At 73.2% G+C, this 21868-nt stretch carries 16 protein-coding genes; 10 read left to right on the top strand and 6 right to left on the bottom strand.

Features of this window, described 5'->3' with window-relative positions:
* The 7 genes from AAT21_RS11670 to AAT21_RS11640 all read left to right on the top strand — a co-directional run.
* Window positions 1-2183, top strand: a 2183-nt coding sequence (locus tag AAT21_RS11670) for an alpha-N-acetylglucosaminidase (RefSeq protein WP_235438748.1), incomplete at its 5' end; no start/stop codon positions are given.
* Window positions 2184-2416: 233 nt separating this feature from the next.
* The gene (locus AAT21_RS11665) at window positions 2417-2761 is read left to right on the top strand and encodes a hypothetical protein (RefSeq protein WP_052757715.1); all 345 of its coding nucleotides are present in this window, start codon (window positions 2417-2419) and stop codon (window positions 2759-2761) included.
* Window positions 2754-3788, top strand: coding sequence for a polyprenyl synthetase family protein (locus AAT21_RS11660; protein ID WP_046776560.1), 1035 nt, complete (start codon window positions 2754-2756; stop codon window positions 3786-3788). Before AAT21_RS11665 ends, AAT21_RS11660 begins: the two co-directional genes overlap by 8 nt.
* A gap of 83 nt (window positions 3789-3871) precedes the next feature.
* Window positions 3872-5059, top strand: coding sequence for an oxygenase MpaB family protein (locus AAT21_RS11655; protein ID WP_046776559.1), 1188 nt, complete (start codon window positions 3872-3874; stop codon window positions 5057-5059).
* Between the two features lie 59 nt (window positions 5060-5118).
* Window positions 5119-6708 carry a molybdopterin-dependent oxidoreductase gene (locus AAT21_RS11650; protein ID WP_412180308.1) on the top strand — a complete coding sequence of 530 codons (1590 nt, stop codon included), beginning with the start codon at window positions 5119-5121 and terminating at the stop codon, window positions 6706-6708.
* A 186-nt stretch (window positions 6709-6894) separates the two neighbouring features.
* Window positions 6895-8073, top strand: coding sequence for a serine hydrolase domain-containing protein (locus AAT21_RS11645; protein WP_052757714.1), 1179 nt, complete (start codon window positions 6895-6897; stop codon window positions 8071-8073).
* A gap of 155 nt (window positions 8074-8228) precedes the next feature.
* Window positions 8229-9137: an SDR family oxidoreductase gene (locus AAT21_RS11640; protein WP_046776557.1), complete on the top strand. Its 909-nt coding sequence runs from the start codon at window positions 8229-8231 to the stop codon at window positions 9135-9137.
* A gap of 34 nt (window positions 9138-9171) precedes the next feature.
* Here AAT21_RS11640 and AAT21_RS11635 read toward each other — a convergent pair whose 3' ends face one another.
* Window positions 9172-9936 (bottom strand): TetR/AcrR family transcriptional regulator, encoded by a 765-nt coding sequence (locus AAT21_RS11635; RefSeq protein WP_046776556.1) that lies wholly within the window; start codon window positions 9934-9936, stop codon window positions 9172-9174.
* Between the two features lie 106 nt (window positions 9937-10042).
* Between AAT21_RS11635 and AAT21_RS11630 the strand changes: the two genes are divergently transcribed.
* A complete protein-coding gene (locus AAT21_RS11630) occupies window positions 10043-12310 on the top strand; it encodes an ATP-binding cassette domain-containing protein (RefSeq protein ID WP_200904374.1) in 2268 nt (755 codons plus the stop codon).
* A gap of 85 nt (window positions 12311-12395) precedes the next feature.
* Here AAT21_RS11630 and AAT21_RS11625 read toward each other — a convergent pair whose 3' ends face one another.
* On the bottom strand, window positions 12396-13472 hold the full coding sequence (locus tag AAT21_RS11625; RefSeq protein WP_046776555.1) for an enoyl-CoA hydratase/isomerase family protein: 1077 nt from the start codon (window positions 13470-13472) through the stop codon (window positions 12396-12398).
* A 63-nt stretch (window positions 13473-13535) separates the two neighbouring features.
* A complete protein-coding gene (locus AAT21_RS11620) occupies window positions 13536-14132 on the bottom strand; it encodes a DUF6434 domain-containing protein (RefSeq protein WP_046776554.1) in 597 nt (198 codons plus the stop codon).
* 181 nt (window positions 14133-14313) lie between these two features.
* On the opposite strand from AAT21_RS11620, the gene AAT21_RS11615 reads away from it, so the two are divergent.
* Both AAT21_RS11615 and AAT21_RS11610 read left to right on the top strand, forming a co-directional pair.
* Window positions 14314-14895 (top strand): hydrolase, encoded by a 582-nt coding sequence (locus AAT21_RS11615; RefSeq protein WP_046776553.1) that lies wholly within the window; start codon window positions 14314-14316, stop codon window positions 14893-14895.
* Window positions 14896-15032: 137 nt separating this feature from the next.
* The gene (locus tag AAT21_RS11610; protein WP_046776552.1) at window positions 15033-17006 is read left to right on the top strand and encodes a CASTOR/POLLUX-related putative ion channel; all 1974 of its coding nucleotides are present in this window, start codon (window positions 15033-15035) and stop codon (window positions 17004-17006) included.
* A gap of 30 nt (window positions 17007-17036) precedes the next feature.
* Here the strand turns inward: AAT21_RS11610 and AAT21_RS11605 are convergent, their stop codons facing one another.
* The 3 genes from AAT21_RS11605 to AAT21_RS11595 all read right to left on the bottom strand — a co-directional run bounded on the left by AAT21_RS11605 (window position 17037) and on the right by AAT21_RS11595 (window position 21766).
* Entirely contained in the window at window positions 17037-19055 is a 2019-nt protein-coding gene (locus AAT21_RS11605) for a flavin monoamine oxidase family protein (protein ID WP_235438747.1), read from the bottom strand.
* A gap of 126 nt (window positions 19056-19181) precedes the next feature.
* Window positions 19182-19919: a carbonic anhydrase gene (locus tag AAT21_RS11600; protein WP_235438746.1), complete on the bottom strand. Its 738-nt coding sequence runs from the start codon at window positions 19917-19919 to the stop codon at window positions 19182-19184.
* 11 nt (window positions 19920-19930) lie between these two features.
* Window positions 19931-21766 (bottom strand): ABC transporter ATP-binding protein, encoded by a 1836-nt coding sequence (locus AAT21_RS11595; protein WP_235438745.1) that lies wholly within the window; start codon window positions 21764-21766, stop codon window positions 19931-19933.
* Window positions 21767-21868 lie beyond the last annotated feature (102 nt).

The raw sequence follows: 21868 nt of genomic DNA, 5'->3' as shown, positions 1-21868 counted from the left end.
GCGCGGGGTCGCCCGCACCCGCCGCCGTACGGCCCCTGGAACGGATGTCCGCGGACCCCGGCCCGCCCCGCGCCGCGACCTTCGACACCGCACCCGCGCGGGCCGCCCTGCAGCGGCTGCTCCCGCGGCACGCCGGGCAGTTCACCCTGGTGCCCGACCCGGCCACCGGGGCCGACACCTTCACGGTGTCCGGGACCGCCGGCGCGGTCACCGTGCGCGGCAGCACCGGTGCCACCCTGCTCACGGGCGTCGGCTGGTACCTCCAGCACGTCGCCGGGGCCGACATCGGCTGGCCCGGCGACAGCATCGGCATGCTGCCCGCCCGGCTGCCGGCCGTACCGGCACCGGTCACCCGCAGCGCCCAGGTCCCGCACCGGTACGCGCTCAACGACACCGACGACGGGTACTCGGGCCCGTACCGCACCTTCGAGGAGCACCAGCGGCAGATCGACCTGCTCGCCCTGCACGGCATCAACGAGGTGTTCGTGCAGGTCGGGGCGGAGTACCCCTACCACCAGGCGCTCCAGCGGTTCGGGTACTCCGCCGAGGAGCTGCGGCAGTGGATCCCCGGCCCCGGTCACCAGAGCTGGTGGCTGCTGCAGAACCTCAGCGGCTTCGGCGGCCCGGTCTCCGAACGGCTGATGCGCGAACGCGCCGAGCTCGGCGGGCGGATCGCCGACCAGCTGCGCGGGCTCGGCATGACGCCGGTGCTGCCCGGCTACTTCGGCACCGTGCCGCCCGGCTTCGCCACCCGCAACCCGGGGGCGGCCACGGTCGCGCAGGGCGACTGGGCGGGCTTCGACCGCCCCGACTGGCTGGATCCCGCCTCCCCGGTCTTCGCGAAGCTGGCCGCCGCCTACTACGCGGAACAGCGCGCGGTGTTCGGGGACAGCACGATGTACCGGATGAGCCCGCTGCACGAGGGCGGGCAGACCGGGTCCGTCGACGTCCGCGCGGCGGCGGGCGCCGTCCAGGACGCCCTGCACGCCGCCCACCCCGGCGCGCTGTGGGCCGTACTGGGCTGGCAGGACGACCCGACCGCGGAACTGCTGGCCGGGGTGGACACCTCGAAGCTGCTGATCCTGGACGGACTGTCCGACCGGTACAACCGGCTGGACCGCGAGACCCGCTGGGGCGGCACCCCGTACGCGATGGGCACCATCTACAACTTCGGCGGGCACACGACGATCGGCGCGAACACCTCGGTGTGGCTCGAACGCTTCGGCCCCTGGCGAGCGAAGAGCAACAGCGCGCTCGCGGGCATCGCCTACCTGCCGGAGGCCACGGGGACCAACCCGGCGGCGTTCGACCTCTTCACCGACCTCGCCTGGGATCCCGGGCCGATCGACCAGCGCGCCTGGTTCGCCGGTTTCGCGGCCCGCCGCTACGGCCGGCCCGACGCCGAGGCGGCCGCGGCCTGGGAGGAGCTCCGCAAGGGGCCGTACAGCACCTCCTCGGGGCTGTGGTCGGAGTCCCAGGACAGCCTGTTCAGCGCCCGGCCCAGCCTGTCCGCGGCGGGGGCCGCGTACTGGAGTCCCAAGTCGATGCGCTATCCGGCCGGTTCGGTGCGCCGGGCGCTGGACCACCTCCTGAAGGTGGACCCGGCGCTGCGCGGCTCCAGCGCCTACCGCTTCGACCTCGTGGACACCGCCCGGCAGGCCCTCGCCAACCACTCGCGGGTCCTGCTGCCGAGGATCAAGGCGGCCTACGAGGCGAAGGACCTGGCCCGGTTCCGCGCGCTGACGGCCGAATGGCAGGACGGGATGCGGCTGTTGGACCAGGTGACCGGAGCCGACCCGAACCTCCTCCTCGGCACCTGGCTGTCCCGGGCCCGGTCCTGGGGCGCCGACCGGGCCGAGCAGGACCGGTACGAGTACGACGCCCGCTCGCTGCTGAGCGTGTGGGGCCGGCGCAGCACCAGCGAGGGCGGCTTCCTGCACGACTACGCGAACCGCGAATGGAGCGGCCTGATCTCGGAGTTGTACGCCCGGCGGTGGAGCGCCCACTTCGCCGCGCTGGACGAGGCGCTGGTCCGCGGGACCGCCCCGCGGGAGATCGACTGGCACGCCTTCGAGGAGGAGTGGGCCCGGCGGACCACCCGGCACCCGGACCGGCCGAGCGGGGACCCGTACCGGCTGGCCACGGCGGTCGCGGCGGCCCTCCCGGCGGCACCCGCCCGCTGACCGGGGCGCGGCCTACACCACCGGTGGCGGCGGGGATCGCCCCTCGCGGGGACGATCACCCTCGCGGTGGAAAGTCGGTGCTCGTGCGGGGGAGATCACCGGCCGCGGATGGCCGCACGGGAACGGCACTGGGTTGACTGGCCCGGAAGAGACAAGGGGCGGCCACCGGAGCGATCCGGTGGCCGCCCCTTGGCGATGCCATGCGGCGCGACGCGACCAGGAGTGCACCGAGCATGTCCCAGACCGAACACGACCAGCCCACCTGCCAGCGGGAACAGGAACGGCAGGAGCGGTCCCCGGGGGCCGGCTCCGCCGCCGCGTCCCTGGAACTGCTGACGCTGCTCGCCGCGGGAGTGGCCGACCTGGCCCTCGACCAGCTGCGGCAGACCGCGGACCGCGCACAGGACGCGCTGCGCCGGGCCGACCTGCGCGAACTGCTCACCGACGGTGTGGTGGAGCTGCGCAAGCGCGGTCAACTCGCCACCCGCCGGGCGGGCATGGGCGAGGAGAACTACCTGGAGACCATGGCCCGGCGCGCCGCGGCACAGCACACCTCCGAGGGACGGCCCTGTGCATGACCACACCGGCTTCAAGGAGCGCATCGACGAGGTGCTGGTCCGGCTGGCCGACGAGGAGGAGCGGGCCCTGCTCGGCCTGCACGCCGAACTCAGCCCGCTCTCGCAGCAGTTACGCCGGTCCCTGGCGTGCGGCAAGCGGATCCGGGCCGCGTTCCTGTACTGGGGGTGGCGGGCGGCGGGCCAGCCGGACTGTGAGGGGGTGATCCGGGCCGCGGCCGCGATGGAACTCGTCCACGCGGCGGCCTGCACCCACGACGACATCATCGACGACAGCCGGATGCGGCACGGGCAGCTCACCGCGCACGCCGCCTTCGCCGCGAACGGGCAGCGCTCCACCGCCCTCGCCATGATCCTCGGCGACCTGCTGATGGGGTACGCCGGGCACGTCTTCACCTCCTGCGGGCTGCCCGGGGCCTACCTGGCCCGGACCGTCCCCCTGTGGTCCACCCTGCTCCGCGAGACGATGGCGGGCGAGTTCCTGGAGGTGCTGCGCACCGAGGCGAGAGCCGACCGGACACCGCTGGTGGCGGAGTCCCTGGAGGTCGCCCGCTTCAAGACGGCCAAGTACACGGTGGAGCGGCCGCTGCACCTGGGCGCCACCCTCGGCGGCGGCTCCCGCGCCCTGCTGGACGCCTTCTCCGGCTACGGCCTCCCGCTCGGGGAGGCATTCCAGCTGCGCGACGACCTGCTCGGGACCTTCGGCGACCCCGCACGGACCGGCAAGTCCAACCTGGACGACCTGCGGGACGCCAAGCCCACGGCGCTGCTCGCGCTGACCGTGGCGGCCGCCGGGCCGGACGAGCGCCGGCTGCTGGCGAAGCTGGTCGGGAACCCGGAGCTGGGCGAGGAGGAGGCCTCCTCGGTCCGCGAGCTGATGGAGCGGTGCGGGGCCAGACAGCAGGTCGAGGACATGATCCGTGAACGCATCGGCCGGGCCGGGGCCGCCCTGGAGCTCGCCGCGCTGCCCGCGGAGGCCCGGTCCGCGCTGAGCGGGCTGGCCGCGACGGCCGCCGACCGCTCCCTGTAGCCGCGCCAGCCCATGCGGCCGCCCCGGCCCGTCCGGCCCCGGGCCGGCCGCCCGCACCCCAAGACACGACAAGGACGACCGCCGTGAACGCCAACGCCACCAAGACCGCACCCGCGCATGCCCGTTACGACCACGCCGCCCTCGACGCCCTGAGCACGCAGGGTGATCCGCTCGCCGACGAGACCGTCGCCGAGATGTTCCGCCGCGGGGAGGTCGGCGACCTCAACACCCTCATGCGGTTCTTCACCACCACCGGTGACAAGCTCCCCGAGCAGCTCCCGGCCTCCGCACGCGCCTACTTCGAGGCCACGTCCATGCCCCCGAGCTGGGTGGACTGGGACGTGATGGAACAGGCCAGGCTGTTCTTCATGGACAACGCCGCCCACATCAACACCGGCCTGTCCTTCGCGGCCATGCCCGCGACCTACGCCATCCCCCGGCTCTCCCGCCTGCTGGCCTCGACGCACTCCATGGCGTACCCCTCCCGGCGGATGGCCAACACCGGGCAGTTCGTCACTTACCTGATGCAGACCAACTCCTTCGCGGAGGGCAGCAAGTTCATCCCCGCCGCGCAGAAGGTCCGGCTGCTGCACGCGGCGGTCCGCCACCACCTGCGCCACGGCGGCCACTGGGACGTCGAGAAGGACGGAGTGCCGATCTGCCAGGAGGACATGATCGGAGGTCAGATCTGCTTCTCCCTGCTGGTCCTGGACGCCATGCACCGGCTCGGCATCCACATGAGCGAGGAAGGCGCCGAGGCCTACTTCTACGCCTGGCGTGTCGTGGGCGCCATGCTCGGCTGCGACATGTCGGCCGTACCGGAGAGCCTCACCGAGGCCCGCGACTACTGCGACCTCTACCTCCTGCGCAACCTCGGCCCCTCCCCCGAGGGCGTCCGCCTCAACGCCCAGCTGATGCGCATGTACGAGGACGTGGTCCCGGGCACCTTCTTCGACCCGATGGTCCCCGCCACCGTCCGGTTCCTCGTCGGCGACACCATCGGCGACTGGCTGGAGATCCCGCGCACCGCCTGGGACACGGCGGCCAAGGCGGTGCCGGTGTTCCTGGGGCTGCTGGAGACGATCGAGGACAGCAGCCCGTACGCGGAGTGGGCCCTCGACAAGGCGGGCTCGCTGCTCTCCGGCTTCGAGCTGGCCTCCCTCACCCGGGGCCGGGTGATGCACCACGCCATCCCCGCGGAGCTGAAGAGCGACTACGGGGTGAAGCCGCCGCGCACCGGGCGCTGGGTGCCGCCGTCGCCCATGCACTGACCGGCGCCGCGCCCCGAGGCGACGACGCACCGCCCGGGGGCGCGGGGCACACTGGCGGTGTGAGGGCAGACCCGAGCGGTTCCGGGAGGCCGCGGCGAGCGGTGGGTGCCGTCTGCGCAATCGCCGCCGCAGTCGCCGGGCTGGCGGTGGCGGAGCTGGTCACGGCCGCGGTCCGGCCCGAGTCCTCCCCGGTCACCGCCGTCGGCGCGGCGGCCGTCGACCTGACGCCGGTGGCCGTCCGGGAGTGGGCCATCGGCCTGTTCGGCACCGCCGACAAGGCGGTACTGACGCTCGGCATCCTCGTCGTGCTGACCGCGGTCGCCGCCGGGGCCGGGCTGCTCGCCGTACGCCGCCCGGCCGCGGGGACCGCGGTCGCGGGCGGGTTCGGGCTGCTGGGGGCGGTGGCCGCGCTCAGCCGGCCGGAGGCGTCCTGGCAGGACGCGCTGCCGTCGCTCGCCGGCGGCCTGACCGCGGCCGCGGTGCTGGGGCTGCTGGTCACGGTGGCCGGGCGGCCCCGGCCCGCCGGGTCGCCGCCCGGGGGTGCCTGGGCGATGGACCGGCGCGGATTCGGCCGGCTGGTCGTCGGCGTGCTGGCGGTGTCGTCCGCCGCCGGTCTGGCCGGCCGGCGCCTGAGCGCCCACGGCTCGGCCGGAGCGACCGCCTCCCGGGCCGGTCTCGTCCTTCCCCGGCCCGCCGTCCCCGCGCCGCCGGTGCCGTCCGGCGCGGACCTGCGGGTGCCCGGGCTCTCCCCCTTCCTCACCCCCGTCCGGGACTTCTACCGGGTGGACACCGCCCTGGTCGTGCCCCGGGTGGACGCCGGGACCTGGCGGCTGCGCATCCACGGCGAGGGGGTGCCGCAGCCCCTCAGTCTCGGCCTGCGGGAGCTGCTCGCCCGCCCGCTGGTCGAGCACGACATCACCCTGACCTGCGTGTCGAACGAGGTCGGGGGCCCGTACGCGGGCAACGCCCGCTGGCTCGGTGTACCTCTCGCGGACCTGCTCCGCGAGGCCGGGGTGCGGCCGCCGTCCCGGGGCGGCCCGGCCGACCAGCTCGTGGCCCGGTCCGTCGACGGCATGACGCTGGGCACCCCCGTCGAGACGGTCATGGACGGCCGGGCGGCGCTGCTGGCCGTCGGCATGAACGGTGAACCGCTCCCCTTCGCGCACGGCTTCCCCGTCCGGATGGTCGTACCGGGGCTGTACGGCTACGTCTCCGCCTGCAAATGGCTCGCCGAGCTGCGGCTGACGACCTTCGCCGCGTACGACGCCTACTGGGTGCGCAGGTCCTGGGCGCAGCAGGCCCCCGTCAAGACCCAGTCGAGGATCGACACACCGCGCCCGTACGCGGCCCTGCGGCCGGGCCGGGTGGCCGTGGCGGGGGTGGCGTGGGCGCAGCACCGGGGCATCCGGCGGGTCGAGGTACGGGTGGACGGCGGCCCGTGGCAGGAGGCGCGGCTCGGTGACGCGGACGGCGTGGACACATGGCGGCAGTGGGTGTGGCTCTGGGAGGCGACCGCCGGACCGCACACCCTTGAGGTCCGCGCCACGGACGGTTCGGGCACCGTCCAGACGGGGGTCCGCCGCGGCACCGTGCCGGACGGGGCGACGGGGTGGCACACGGTGCGGGTGAACGTCCGGGCGCTGGGCTGAGCCCCGGCGCCGGCGCCGGGGCAGCGGCGGGTGGCGGAATGGCGGCGTAGGCGGGCGGCCGTCATCGGTGTCACCCGTGGAACGTCTCCCGCGTGCGACGGGTGGGGCCGCTGGTTAGCCTGCCGGGACGAGGCCTGCCCTCGCGAGGCGGGGGACTTCGCCTTTCGACCCGCATGGAGGCACGCCGTGCGCCACCCCAGGACCTTCGCCCTCACCTGTCTGGGCGCCCTGCTGCTGGGTTCCACGCTCGCGGGCGGCCATCCCTCCGCGGACGCCCGGAGCGCCGCGCGGCAGTGCCCGGCGGGCCAGATCTCGAAGGGCGGCACGTGCCTGCCGGGTGACACGGAGGAATTCACCGCGCGGCAGGTGACGCAGGCGCTGGCGAAGTACAAGCTCACCGCGGCGATGGCCGGGGTGTGGGTCGACGGCGAACGCGTCACGGCCGCCGCGGCCGGGGAGACGATGACGGGCTTCCCCGCGACGACGGACATGCGGTTCCGCATCGGTTCGGTGGCGATCCCCTACATGACGACCGAGCTGCTCAAGCTGGTCGATCAGGGCAGGGTCACGCTCGACGACAAGCTCTCGCGCTGGCGCCCGGACCTCCCGCACGCGGACGCGATCACGCTGAAGATGCTGGCGTCCGCCTCCTCCGGGTACGCGGACTACGTCACGGACAAGGCCTTCATCGCCGCCCTCTACAAGGACCCCTTCCGGCACTGGACCGGGGAGGAGCTGGTGCGGATCGCGGTCTCCCGTCCCATGGCCCGGCCGCCCGGTTCGGGATTCGCCTACTCGCACGCCAACTGGGTGCTCCTGGGCGACATCATCTCGCGGGTGGAGCGGCGGCCCCTGGGCGAGGTGATGCGCGAGAACGTCCTCGAACCGATGGGCCTGACCCATACCTCCATCTCGTCCAGGGCCGAGATCCCCGCGCCGGTGCTGCACGGCTTCGACAACGAGCGGGGCGTGTTCGAGGACTCCACGTACTGGAATCCGTCGTGGACGGTGGCGGAGGGGGCGGTGATGACCGCGACGCTGGAGGACATGGCGAAGTCCTTCACCGCGATCGGCGAGGGGAAGCTGCTGACACCCGAGTCGCACAAGCTCCAGGTCACGCCCGTCGTCAAGATCAAGGACAACGCCTGGTTCGCCCTGGGGCTGCCGGTGGAGAACACCTGGATCGTCCAGAACCCGTCGTTCGCGGGCTACGCGGGCACGGTCGCCTATCTGCCGTCCCGGAAGCTCGCCATCGCGACGGTGGCGACCCAGGGCCTCGGCAGCACCATCCAGAACGCCAGCTCGAACGTGCTCCACGCGATCGCCGCTCACCTGGCGCCGGAGCGCCCGCTCACCCTGGGCTGACGGACCGCCCCCGCGCGACCGTCACGGCCCGCTTCCCGCTCACCGTCACCTGGTTCTGGCCGGACCCGCCCCCGGTTCGGGCCGGCGGTCGCCGTGTCCGGCGGGCTGCGGGCTGCGGGCTGCGGGCTGCGGGCGAACCGTCGTAGGGTCGGCGTATGACTCTCGAAGGCAGGGTGGCCCTCGTCGCGGGGGCGACGCGCGGCGCGGGGCGGGGCATCGCGGTGGAGTTGGGCGCGCAGGGCGCGACCGTGTACGTGTCGGGGCGCAGCACGCGGGGCCGGCGGTCGGAGTACGACCGGCCCGAGACGATCGAGGAGACCGCCGAGCTGGTCACCGCTGCGGGTGGCCGGGGGATCGCGGTGGTCGCCGACCATCTGGTGCCGGCGGAGGTAGAGGCGCTGGTCGGGCGGATCGACTCGGAACAGGGCCGGCTGGACGTCCTGGTGAACGACATCTGGGGCGGTGAGCTGCTCTTCGAGTGGGACAGCACGGTCTGGGAACACGACCTGGACAAGGGGCTGCGGCTGCTGCGGCTGGCGGTGGACACGCACGCCATCACGAGCCATTGCGCGCTGCCGCTGCTGCTGCGCGAGCCGGGCGGTCTGGTGGTGGAGATGACGGACGGCACCGCCGACTACAACGCGACCCGCTACCGGGTCTCCTTCTTCTACGACATCGCCAAGTCGGCGGTGCTGCGGATGGCCTTCGCGCTCGGGCACGAGCTGGGCCCGCGCGGGGCCACGGCCGTGGCGCTGACCCCGGGCTGGCTGCGCTCGGAGATGATGCTCGACGCCTTCGGTGTGACGGAGGAGAACTGGCGGGACGCGCTGACCACGGTGCCGCACTTCGCGATCTCCGAGACCCCGGCGTACGTGGGCCGCGCGGTCGCGGCCCTCGCCGCGGACCCGGAGGTCTCCCGCTGGAACGGCCGGTCCCTCTCCAGCGGCCGGCTGGCTCAGGTCTACGGCTTCACGGACCTGGACGGCAGCCGCCCCGACGCCTGGCGCTACCTGGTCGAAGTCCAGGACCCCGGCCACCCGGCCGACCCCACCGGCTACCGCTAGTGCTGTGACCGGAAAGGTTCACCGGGTCACGGCACTAGAAGGGGGTGGCGCGGGCGGCGAGGCGGTGGGTGAGGCCGTCCAGCACGCACTGGAGGCCGAAGGTCCAGATCGTTCCGGGGTGGTAGCCGCCGACCGCGGCGCCGACGCGGCCGGCGAGCGGGTAGCGGTCCGGGTCCAGGGCGCGTTCCAGCAGCGGGGCGCTGACGGCCCACCAGTCCTCCTGGCTCTGGCGGCGGTTGTGGTCGGCGTCGTCGGCGGCGGCCAGCGCGTTGGCGTGCACGAAGCCGAGCAGGTGCGTGAGGGCGGCGTCCATCTCGGTGTCGGTGAGGCCGATGCCGTCGAAGGCCGCCAGTTCGTACTCGTACTTCCCGATCACTCCGGGGCCCAGCGGCGGGCGGGGGACGGCCAGGTCCGCGATCCAGGGGGGGCGCAGCATCAGGTCCCGGTTGTCCTCGGCGATCCGGGTGACGCGGACCTGCCAGGGTTCGTCCTGGCCGGCCGGCCGGCGCTCCATGTGCAGGTACGCGTCGTCGAGCATCAGGTCGAGCAGCTCGGCCTTGCCGGGGACGTACGTGTAGACGGTCATCGGGGTCACGCCGAGGCGTTGCGCCAGGGCCCGCATGGTCAGCGCGGCCAGCCCCTCCTCGTCGGCGAGGACGGTCGCGGCCCGCACGACGGCGTCCACGCTGAGGCCCTGCCGCGGGCCGCGCCGCCCGGCGTGCGGCGGCTGCCCCGGCTCGCGCCACAGCAGCTCCAGCGTGCGGACGGGGTCGCCCGCCCCGCTCCGGTCCTTCACCATGCCGCGACCTCCGAGCATTCGCCATTAATTGACTACACCGTACAGAGTACAGCGTATAGAGTAAAGCGCAGAGAGTAAGCCGAGACGCCGCACCTCGAGGAGTTCCGTGCACATCGCCGCCGACAACCACCAGGTCATCCAGGTACGAGGAGCCCGCGAGAACAACCTCGCCGACATCTCGCTGGACATCCCCAAGCGTCGTCTGACGGTCTTCACCGGTGTCTCCGGATCCGGGAAGTCCTCCCTCGTCTTCGGCACCATCGCAGCCGAGTCACAGCGGATGATCAACGAGACGTACACCGCCTTCGTCCAGTCCTTCATGCCGGCCCTCGGCCGGCCGGACGTGGACGGGCTGCACAACCTCAGCGCCGCCATCGTGGTCGACCAGGAGCGGATGGGCGCGGGTTCCCGCTCCACCGTGGGGACCGCCACCGACGCCTACACCATGCTGCGCATCATCTACTCCCGTGTCGGTACGCCCCACATCGGCACGTCCAGCGCGTTCAGCTTCAACAACCCCGAGGGGATGTGCCCCCGCTGCGAGGGTGTCGGCGAGGTCTCCGACATCGACGTGGACCAGCTCGTCGACCGCGAACTCTCGCTCAACGAGGGCGCGATCACCGTCCCCGGCTTCGCCGTGGACTCCTGGTACTGGCAGAACATGGCGAACTCCGGCTTCTACTCCCCCGACACCAAGCTCAAGGACTTCACCGAGCAGGAGTGGGCCGACTTCCTCCACAAGGGCTCGGTGAAGGTGAAGTCGGGCTCGAACGGCTTCACCTACGAGGGTCTGATCACCAAGATCACCCGCCTTTACCTGGCCAAGGACCGCGAGTCCATGCAGCCGCACATCCGGGCCTTCGTGGACCGCGCGGTGATCTTTACCGCCTGCCCGGACTGCGGCGGTGCCCGCCTCTCGGCGGCCGCGCTGTCCTCGCGCATCCACGGCGTGAACATCGCCGAGTGCGCGTCGATGCAGATCAGCGAACTGGCCGGATTCGTACGCCGGATCGAGGACCCCTCGGTGGCGCCGATGCTGGCCAACCTCCGGGGCCTGCTCGACTCCCTCGTCGAGATCGGCCTGGGCTACCTCAGCCTGGACCGCCCCTCCGGCACGCTGTCCGGCGGCGAGGCCCAGCGCGTGAAGATGGTGCGGCACCTCGGCTCTTCCCTCACCGACGTCACCTACGTCTTCGACGAGCCGACCACCGGCCTGCACCCGCACGACATCCAGCGGATGAACGACCTCCTGCTGCGGCTGCGCGACAAGGGCAACACCGTGCTGGTCGTGGAGCACAAGCCCGAGGTCATCGCCATAGCCGACCACGTCGTCGACCTCGGCCCGGGCGCGGGCACGGCGGGCGGACAGCTCTGCTACAGCGGGGACGTGACCGGTCTGCGCACCTCCGGCACCCTCACCGGACGCCATCTCGGACACCGGGCGCGCCTGAAGGAGTCGGTGCGCGGCCCGCGCGGCCACCTGTCGGTGAAGGGCGCCGACCTGCACAACCTCAAGGACGTCAGCGTGGACGTGCCGCTCGGCGTGCTGACCGTGGTGACCGGCGTCGCCGGCTCCGGCAAGAGCTCCCTGATCCACGGCTACCTGGCCGGGCGCGAAGGGGTGGTGGTGGCCGACCAGTCGCCGATCCGCGGCTCACGGCGGTCCAACCCGGCCACCTACACCGGACTGCTGGGGCCGATCCGGACCGCCTTCGCCAAGGCCAACGGCGTCAAGGCGGCGCTGTTCAGCGCGAATTCGGAAGGAGCCTGCCCGAAGTGCAACGGTCTCGGGCTCGTCTACACGGACCTGGCGATGATGGCCGGGGTGGCCACGGTGTGCGAGGAGTGCGAGGGCAGGCGCTTCACCACCGAGGTGCTGACGTACCGGCTGCGCGGCAAGAACATCAGCGAGGTGCTGAACATGCCGGTGGCGGAGGCGCACGAGTTCTTCGCCACCGGCCAGGCCCGGACCGTCCTCGGGCGACTGGCCGACGTGGGCCTGTCGTACGTACGGCTCGGCCAGCCGCTCAACACCCTGTCGGGCGGTGAGCGGCAGCGGCTGAAGCTCGCGATCAGCATGGCGGAGAAGTCCTCCACCTACATCCTGGACGAGCCGACGACCGGACTGCACATGGCCGATGTCGACAAGCTGCTGGCCCTGCTGGACCGGCTCGTCGACGACGGCAACTCGGTGATCGTCATCGAGCACCACCAGGCGGTGATGGCGCACGCCGACTGGCTGATCGACATCGGTCCCGGCGGCGGGCACTCCGGCGGCCAGGTCGTCTTCGAGGGCACCCCGGCGGCCCTGGTGGCCGACGGGGACACCCTGACCGCCCGCCACCTGCGCGAGTACGTGGGCAGCAACGCATAGGGCGGTGCGGGGCGGCGCCCGCCGCGCTCTCCGCGGGCGGGCCCGTGCCGGCCGGGGCCGCCCCTCTCGCCCGTCCCCGGGAGGGCTACGGCAGGTGCAGTTCGCGGTCCTCGCCGAGCGGGGCGAAGAAGCGTTCCACGTCGGCCTCGGTGACCTCGGCGAGCGTCGGCGGGGACCAGCGGGGGGCGCGGTCCTTGTCGACGACCTGTGCCCGGATGCCCTCTACCAGATCGGGCGAGGTGAGGGCGTTGCAGGAAACCCTGAACTCCTGGGCCAGCGCCTGTTCCAGTGTGCCGAGGGCCGCGGCCCGGCGCACGGCGGCGAGGGTGGTCTTCAGCGCGGTCGGGGACTTGGCCAGGATCGTCTCGGCGGCCTCCTTCGCCTCCGGCTCGCCCTGGCCGAGCAGCCGTTCCACGATCTCCTCGACCGTGTCGGCCGCGTAGCAGTGGTCGATCCAGGAGCGCCGGCCCGCGAGCACCCCGGGGGCGGGCGTGGCGGCGTACCGCGGCAGCACCTCCTGGGCGGGGGCCCCGGCGAGCGCGGCGGTCAGCTCCGGGAGGCGTTCGGCGGGTACGAAGTGGTCGGCGAGCCCGCACAGCAGCGCGTCCGCTGCGCCCACGGAGGTGCCCGTGAGGGCGAGATGGGTGCCGAGCCGGCCGGGGGCGCGGCCGAGGAGCCAGGTCCCGCCGACGTCGGGGACGAAGCCGATGCCGGTCTCCGGCATGGCGACGCGGGAGCGTTCGGTGACGACGCGGACGCTGCCGTGGGAGGAGACGCCGACGCCGCCGCCCATGACGATGCCGTCCATGAGGGCGACGTAGGGCTTGGGGTAGCGGGCGATGCGCGCGTTGAGCCGGTACTCGTCGCGCCAGAAGCCGGCCGAGGCGGTGTTCCCGGCCTTGGCGTCGTCGTGGATGGCCCGGATGTCGCCGCCCGCGCACAGCCCGCGCTCGCCGGATCCGCGGATGAGGACCTGCTCCACGGCGGGGTCGTCCGCCCACCCGTCGAGGGCCTCGGCGATCCGGAGCACCATGGGGTGGGTGAGGGCGTTGAGGGCCCGGGGCCGGTTGAGGGTGACCACGCCGGTCCGCCCCTCGACGCGGAACAGGACGGAGTCGTCGGCGGAAGGGTCGTGGGTGTCGGTCTCGGATACGGTCTTCACGGCGATCAGTATGTCCGCGACGCCGGGCGACGGCCCGGGCGCCCCCAGGGGGTGTCCTGTCGGTCAGGCCGGATCAGGGAGCGGGGTCCGGTGCCGTGCGTCGCGGGGCCGGGACCGGTGGGTGCGCCAGGCGGCCAGGGCGTCCGGGCGGGCGCCGCCGGGGTGCCGGGCGTACCAGTCGCGCAGGAAGCGGTTGAACTCGAACTGGGCTCCGACCTCTCGGGGTTCGGCCGCCCGGGCCCGGGTCGCGTGCCAGTGCTCCACTGCCTCGGCGAGGGTGTGTCCCGCGTGTCCGGCGATGTACTCGCGCATGAAGGCGTCGAAGTGGAAGCCGGGGCCGATCTCGCGGACGAAGTACTCCCGCAGCACCTGGCTGCAGCGCTGCCCCTGCGGGATCACCGTCGTGCCGTCGACGGGTGCGGCGAGCCGGCGTCCCGCCGCACGGCGGGGCGTGGCGGGCGCCGGGGGCCCCGGCACGGGCAGGCCGTCGAGCGCGGCGGCGAGGCGGGCGGTGACTGCGGCCTTCCCGCCCCGGACCGGTACGCCCATCTGCCGTGCCAGTACGGTCAGTTCGGCCAGGGTCCAGTACCAGCGCAGCAGTTCTGCCCCGGTCAGCGCCGTCGACAGGAGGGGGCGGTCCTCCCCCATATTCGTACTCATGTTCGCATTCTAGGGGGTTCGCAGGTCCCGCCGGGTCCTGCCGGGTCCTCGACGTCGTGCGCGACGTGGTGCGCGACATGCGGGAGCGCAGCCGGGGTGCGCCCGGCCCCGTCTGACAGGCTTTCCTCTCTGACCGAGCGCCCGGGGTGACCCCACCGCACCCGGCTCCGAAGGAGAGCACATGCCCGCCGACCCGAACGGCCTCGTCCTCGGCGAGGACACCGCCCTGGTCCTCATCGACCTGCAGTCCGGCATCCTGGCCCTGCCCACCACCCGGCCCGCCCCCGAGGTCCTGGGGCGGGGCGTCGCGCTCGCCGAGGCGTTCCGCGCGCGGCGGCTGCCCGTGGTGCTGGTCAAGGTGGCCTGGTCGCCGGACGGCGGTGACCTCCCCACCGCGAACGTGGACCGCCCCGGTCCGGCCGCCGCCCCGCCCGCCGCGTTCTCCGAGATCCCCGCCGAGCTGGCCGCCCTCGGGGACGTGGTCGTCACCAAGCGCCACTGGGGCGCCTTCACCGGCACCGAGCTGGACCTGCAGCTGCGGCGGCGCGGCATCCACCGCATCGTCCTGGCCGGCATCTCCACCAGCGTCGGGGTCGAGTCCACCGCCCGTACGGCGTGGGAGCTCAGCTACGACCTGGTCTTCCCCGAGGACGCCACCGCCGACACCGACCCCGATTCCCACGCCCACACCTTCGGCAAGATCTTCCCGCGCATCGGCAAGGTGAGCACCACCGACGAGGTCATCGCCGCCCTGCGCCCCTGACCGCCCGCTCGGACCAGCCCCGCTCACGCTCGCTCGCACGGGCCGCCCGGTCCCGTGGACGGGCGCGCGCAGGGCCGTTCAGGCCGTAACCGCCGGGGCTCCCGCGGGTTAGCAGCGCGGGCGACGAGGGAGTACACATGGCACAGCAGCACACGACGTCCCTGCGGCTGCGCCTGCGGTACCGCTTCGACACCCTGGTGGCGGGCGGAACCGCCCCGCTCATCGGATGGCTGGCACTCGGCTGCCTGGCCGTCGTGGTCCCGGCGAGCGCGGTGCTCGTCTGGGCCGACCGGGCCGCCCCGACGACCCTGCCGGGGCGGCTCACGGCCGTATGGGTCAGCGTCGGGCAGACCCTCAAGCTCGGGGGCGCGGTCGGCTCGCCCCTGTACGTGCTGGCCTCGGTGACGCTCGCCCTGGTCGCCCTGCTGTTCGTGTCGACGCTGGTCAGTCTGATCACCACCGGTATCAACCAGCGCCTCATGTCGCTGCGGCGCGGGCACTCCACGGTGCTGGAGGCGGGGCACACCGTCGTCCTGGGCTGGTCCGACCAGATCTTCCCGGTGGTGGCCGAGCTCGCCAGGGCCAACGCCAACCAGCGCCGGTCCGCCATCGCCGTCCTCGCCCCCAAGGACAAGGTGGACATGGAGGACGAGATCACCACGGGCCTCGACGACACGGGAACCCGGACGGGCGCGGGCGCGGGCGCCACACGGATCATCTGCCGCAGCGGCCCCACCACCGACCCGACGGTACTGGCCCGGGTGAGCCCGCAGACGGCGAAGGCGGTCCTCGTGCTGCCGCCCGACGGAGACCGCGGCGACGCGCACGTCGTGAAGACCCTGCTCGCCCTGGACGCCGCGCTCCCCCGCCCGCGCGAAGCGGTGGTGGTCGCCGCGGTCCGCGACACCCGCAACCACCTCACGGCCCGGCTGGCGGCCGGACCCGGCGGGCACGTGCTGTGCGCCGACGAGATCATCGCCCGGCTCCTCGTCCAGACCGCCCGGCAGCCCGGACTCTCCCTCGTCTACCAGGACCTGCTGGACTTCGCCGGGGACGAGTTCTACACCGCGGCCGCCGCGGGGCTCACCGGCCGCACCTTCGGCGAGTCCCTCCTGGCGTTCACCACGTCCTCGGTGGTCGGCCTCCTGCATCCCGACGGCCGTGTCGCGCTCAATCCGGACCCCGGTACGGAGATCGGCGCGGGCGACCTGATCGTCCTGGTCTCCGAGGACGACGACACGGCCGTGCCGGAGCCGGCGGGCCCCTGGGTCGACGAGGACGCGATCGTCACCGCCCGCCCCCGGCCCCGCTTCGCCGAACGCCTGCTCCTCCTCGGCTGGAACCGGCGCGCCCCGCTCGTCGTCGAGCAGCTCGACGAGTTCGTCAGCGCCGGCACCACCCTGGACGTCGTGGCCCTCGGAGACGAGTCGACACTGCGGGCCGCCGCCGAGGTCGCGGCGGCCCGCAGCCGTCTCGACGTGGCCTTCCACTGCGGGGACATCACCGACCCGGACGTCCTCGCCAAGCTGGACGTGCCCGGGTACGACAGCGTGATCGTGATCGGGGAGACGGGCCGCGAGAGCACCGCCCCGGCCACGCCGCCCGACACGGTCCCGCCCGCCTTCGCCCCGGAGTCCGGGAGCGGCACGGACGACGACCGGACGCTGGTGACGCTGCTGCACCTGCGGGCCATCGGGGAGGCCGCGGGCCGCGAACTCCCGCTCACCACCGAGATGTCGGACGACGCCAACCGCCTGCTCGCCCCTGCGCGGGCCGGCGCCGACTTCATCGTCAGCGGCCGCCTGATCAGCCTGCTGATGACACAGATCTCGGAGAGCGGACATCTCGCCGCCGTCTTCGAGGAGTTGTTCAGGGCGGAGGGCAGCGAGTTCTACCTGAGGCCCGTGGCGGACTACGTCGGGACCGACCGGGAGGTCGCGTTCGCCACGCTGGTCGAGTCGGCGCGCCGCCGCCGGGAGTGCGCGGTCGGCTACCGCCTGCGGGCGGAGGCCGGCACCGCCCCCGCCTACGGGGTGCGGCTCAATCCCGACAAGCGGCAGCGGGTCCGCTTCGGCGAGCACGACTGGGTGATCGTGCTCGCCGAGAGCTGAGACGCGGGCCCGGGCCGGCCGGGCCCGTGCTCACCCCGAGGTGTGGACCTCCAGCGCGGTGCGCACCGCGGACTCCAGGGCGCCCTCGATCCACGCCGGCTTGACGGAGGTGTGACAGCCGGCGAAGTGCAGGTTCCCCTCGGCGCCGCGCACGTGCGGGAAGAGTTCGGTGTGCTGGCCCGGCAGCAGTACGGAGGCCTCGCCGTAGGCGTACGGGTCCCGCATCCAGGACTGGGTACGGCCGACGCCGGTGTAGAACACCTCGATCCGCTGCCCGAACACCTCCTGGACGCCCGCGAGCGCACGCGGGTAACGCTCGTCGTCGTCGAGGGAGTCCCACTTCAGGGCGTCGTCCGACCAGCTGTAGGAGGCGAGCACGACCCCGCCCGGGCTGCCCTCGACGGGGTGGGAGGGCTGGAACATGAAGCGGTTGGGGTTGTCGGTGGCCGAGCCGCCGCCGATGACTTTGGCGGCTTCGGGCTGGTCGCGGCCGAGGCTTCGGCAGGCCGCGTAGTGCGCCCGCTGCGCGCCGGAGATCCCGCTGCGCGGTACGGAGGAGTGCGCGCCCAGCAGCGCGCCGTCCTCCGGGGTCCGCCCGAGCTGGTAGGCGCGGTACAGGCCGGGCCGTACGGCCTCCAGTTCGCGCTTCCAGTCGGCCTCGTCGAACTCCCACCAGCGTCGGCTGAACTCCAGCAGCACCTTGGTGGCCGCGTCGTAGTGCAGTTCGGTGATCGCGCGCCGCTTGCCGTAGGAGAGCGCGGGGGTGACCGGGATGTGGCGCAGTCCGGAGAAGGGGACGGTGATGATCGCGGCGTCGGCGGTGAAGGTCTCCCGCTGCACGGGGCGGCCGCCGCGGCCCTCGGAGACGGTGTCGACGGTGACCCTGCCCTCCCCGTGGGTGATCCGGGTGGCGCGGCGGTCGAGCCGCACGATGTCCTCGACGCGGGCGTAGAGTGCGTCGGCCAGGGTGGCGGTGCCGCCGGGCAGTTCGAAGAAGGCGGTGTCGGGGCTGATGAGCGAGGCCCCGATGAAGCTGTGCACGAAGGCGAGATGGAGCCGGGAGGTGAGGTTCTCGACGGTTCCGATCAGGTCGATGGTGCGCTCGTCGAGCTTCGCCTCCTCGGTGAGGTAGCGGTACATCGACATGTGGCCGTAGCGCTGGATGATGCGGGCCCAGCCCTCCACGAGCGCCTTGTCCTTCCTGCCCTCGATCTCCCTGCGCACGGGGGCGAAGGCGTTCCGGACGATCTGCGCGGCGGGGATCCCCTCGTACGCCGCCGGCACCCCGAAGGAGCGGTTCAGGGTCTGCGGGGCGCGCGCGTAGTCGGCGCGGCGGACGCGGACGCCGTTGACGAAGATCCAGGTGCGGTACGCGGGACGGCCTGAGCCGTCGACGTCGACGAGGTGGAAGCGCCTGCGCTTCAGGCCGAGGCTGTCGATCAGGCCGGTGACCAGGGGGTGGCTGTCGGGGATCCGCATGGCGCCGGCCTCGGCGTACTGCTTGGGGTCGGCGAAGGCGGCGGGGGACTTCTCGTGCCCGCCGGTGCGGAAGGTCTTGATCCGGCCGCCGACGCGGTTGCCGTTGGCCTCGATGACGGTGACCTCGTGCCCGGCCCCGCGCAGCAGGTGGGCGGCGGTCAGGCCGGCCGGCCCGGCGCCGACGACCAGTACCTTCCGGCGGGGCATGCGGGAGCGCGGCAGGCCGTTCCTGAGGAGGATGTCCGCGTAACCGGGCACCAGGGGCTCGTCGTCGTCACCCCGTACGAGGACGGCCCGCGCGACGGTGAGGCAGGTCTCCCAGTCGGGGCGCGCGGATCCGGACGGCGCCTGCGGGGTGCCGGCGGACGCGGTGGCGACGGTGAGGGCGCCGGCTCCCGCGGCCACGGCCGCTCCGGCGCCTGCGATGACCGTGCGACGGGAAGGCCGGCGGGCGGGGTCCGCCGCGGGCCCGGAGCCGGCGCCGGCGCCGGGGTCGCTGCCGGCGCCGGGGTCGGGGTCGCTGCCGGCGCCGGGGTCGGGGTCGGGCATCGGGGAAGAGTCGATGATCATGGGGCAACTCTCCCGGCCCCCGGGTGCCTCGGACGCCGAAAGCCGCCCCGCCCGTAAATGATCACCCGGACGTGCGGTCCGGCGCGCACCGCGCTGACGCACGGGCATTCGTACGCCGGCGTGCGCTCAGCGCACCAGCCGCACCCGCTGGCTGGTGAGTTCGTACCGGGCGCACACCACGGCCAGCGTCCCCGCGGCGACCCGGGCGGCCATCTCGGGCTCCGCGGCCAGCCTCCCCCGTACCAGCCGTACGTTCGCGGTGATCGCGGCGTCGATCCGCGCGGCTCCCCGCAGCCCGCGGTCGATGGCGGGGCGGATCTGGTCGACCAGGTACTGCATGTGCCCCGGGAGGGGCGGCCCGCCCTCGGCCGCCCGCACGGCCGCGCCGACGGCCCCGCACGACTGGTGCCCCAGGATCACGACAAGCGGGATGCGCAGCTCCAGGACCCCGTAGGCGATGCTCCCGAGGACCGCCTCGTCCAGGACCTCGCCCGCCGAGCGCACGGTCAGCAGATCGCCGAGGCCCTGGTCGAAGACCAGCTCCGGCGGGACCCGGGAGTCGACGCAGCCGAGGACGACGGCGAAGGGGTGCTGGCCGGCGACCAGTGTGCGGCGCACGGTCCGCGTCTGGTCGGGGTGCCGCTCGTGGTAGGTCCGCCAGCGCCCGTTCCCCGTCACCAGTTCGCGGAGCGCCGCTTCGGGGGTGGTCGGCCGCGATCCGGCCCCTCCCCCGGGCGGCGTGGCCATGGGCACGCGGGAGGAGCCGGCGACCAGCCCGGCCCCGACGGCGGCCACGCCCGTCAGCACCGCGCGGGCCAGCCGCCGCCGTCCCGGGAGCTCTCGACCTTCAGCTTCGACACTCACATCGGGACAAACTATGCACTGTTCATCGCCTGGTTCCGCAGGACACCCGTGTCGCTGCCGGTGTCGCTGTCGCTGTCGCTGTCGCTGTCGTGCAGGAAGCCTCCCGACTGGTGCTTCCACAGCTTCGCGTACGCGCCCTCGGCGGCGAGGAGCTCCTGGTGCGAGCCCTGTTCCACGATCCGGCCGCGGTCGAGGACGACCAGCCGGTCCATGCCCGCCACCGTGCTCAGCCGGTGCGCCACCACCAGGGCCGTCCGGCCCTCCATGAGCCGCCACAGCGCCTCCTGGACGAGGATCTCGCTCTCGGAGTCCAGCGCACTGGTCGCCTCGTCGAGCAGCAGGATCGGCGCGTCGCGCAGGACGGCCCGGGCGAGGGCGACCCGCTGGCGCTGCCCGCCGGACAGTTTGACGCCGCGTTCACCCACCATGGTGTCGAATCCGTCCGGGAGGGCGTCGGCGAACTCGGTGACGTGCGCGGCCTCCGCAGCCCGCCGGATCTCGGCCTCGGTGGCGCCCGGCCGGGCGAACGCGATGTTGTCCCGCAGCGTGCGGTGGAACATCGCCGGGTCCTGCGGGACGTAGGCGAGCCGGCTGCGCAGGTCCGCCTGGCTCAGGCGGCTGATGTCCTGACCCCCGATCAGGATCCGGCCGCCGTCCACGTCCGTCATCCGCAGCAGCAGCCGGGTGAGGGTGGTCTTGCCGCCGCCGGAGCGGCCCACGAGACCGATCTTCGACCCGCTGGGCACGTCCAGTTCCAGCCCCTCGAAGAGCGGCCGCCCTCCACCGTGGGTGAAGTTCACCTGTTCGAACCGGACGCCCGAGCCCTCGGTCCGCAGCGGTTCCGGCGTCTCCGGGTCGAGCACCGTGGGCGGCTGCAGCAGCAGTTCGGTAAACTGCGCGGCCTCCGTCATCGAGCTCTCCAGACGGCGGTAGATCTGGTTGAACTCGAACATGATGCGGGTCGCGTTGGCGTAGTAGGTGAAAGCGACGATGATCGCCTCCACCCCGTGCTCCCCCGCGCCGAGGGCGACGGCGAGCACCAGGCCCAGCACGTTGGTCAGTACCGACAGAGGCGCGACCAGCGTGTCGATGCGCAGGTTGCCGTAGTCCCACGAACGCAGCATCAGCCGCCGCGACTGCGCGACCCGCGACCGGTGTTCGGCCGCCTCACGGTCCTCGGCGGCGAACGCCCGGACCGTGTCCATGTTCATCAGGCTGTCGGCGACGTGACCCGAGACCCGGGCGATCGCCTCCTCGCGCCGGGCGACGAGGATCTGGCGGCGGCGGATGAGGGGCGTGACGCACACCGCCGTCAGGGTGATCAGCGTCAGGAGGCCGGCCACGAGCAGCGGGTCGTACTGCCACAGCACCACCGACGCGAAGAGCAGCGGTACGAAGCTGCCCATGACCGAGAAGGCCAGCGTGTCGACGAACTCCTCGAAGCGGGAGGCGAAGCTCAGGACCCGCTTGGTCAGCGACCCGGCGAAGTTGTCGTGGAAGAACGCCGCGTCCTTCGCGAAGAGTTCGTCCATGCCGATGATGTAGAGGTGCTCGACGCCGTGGGCGTCGAGGCGGTTCAGGCAGTGCAGCCCGATCCGCCAGAGCGTCTCGCCGAGCAGCAGCACCCCGGCGAAGCCGAGGACGTAGGGCAGCATGGCGTCGACGCCGGCGGAGCCGCCCCCGGCGACCCGGCCGACCAGTTTCGCGACGATCAGTGGCGCGATGTAGAAGATGCCGATGTTGCCCAGCGCCGGGAGCAGCATGGCCGGACCGGTGAACCGGCGCAGACGCGCCAGTTCCCGTCCGTAGTAGCGAAGTGCGAGGAGAACCGAACCCCTGCTCGGCATGTTTTCGTGCGGTTTTGGCGAACCCATCCCAAACCCTGTGTTGTCGGACCAGCAGGACAGGAGTCGGAGTGTCCCGTACGGGCGCCGGGGGGGTCCACGCGT

This window comes from Streptomyces yangpuensis (assembly GCF_001005295.1).
GTDB classification, from domain to species: domain Bacteria; phylum Actinomycetota; class Actinomycetes; order Streptomycetales; family Streptomycetaceae; genus Streptomyces; species Streptomyces yangpuensis.
Note: the sequence above shows the minus strand (reverse complement) of the source record. Positions and strands in the feature narration are given on the sequence as shown.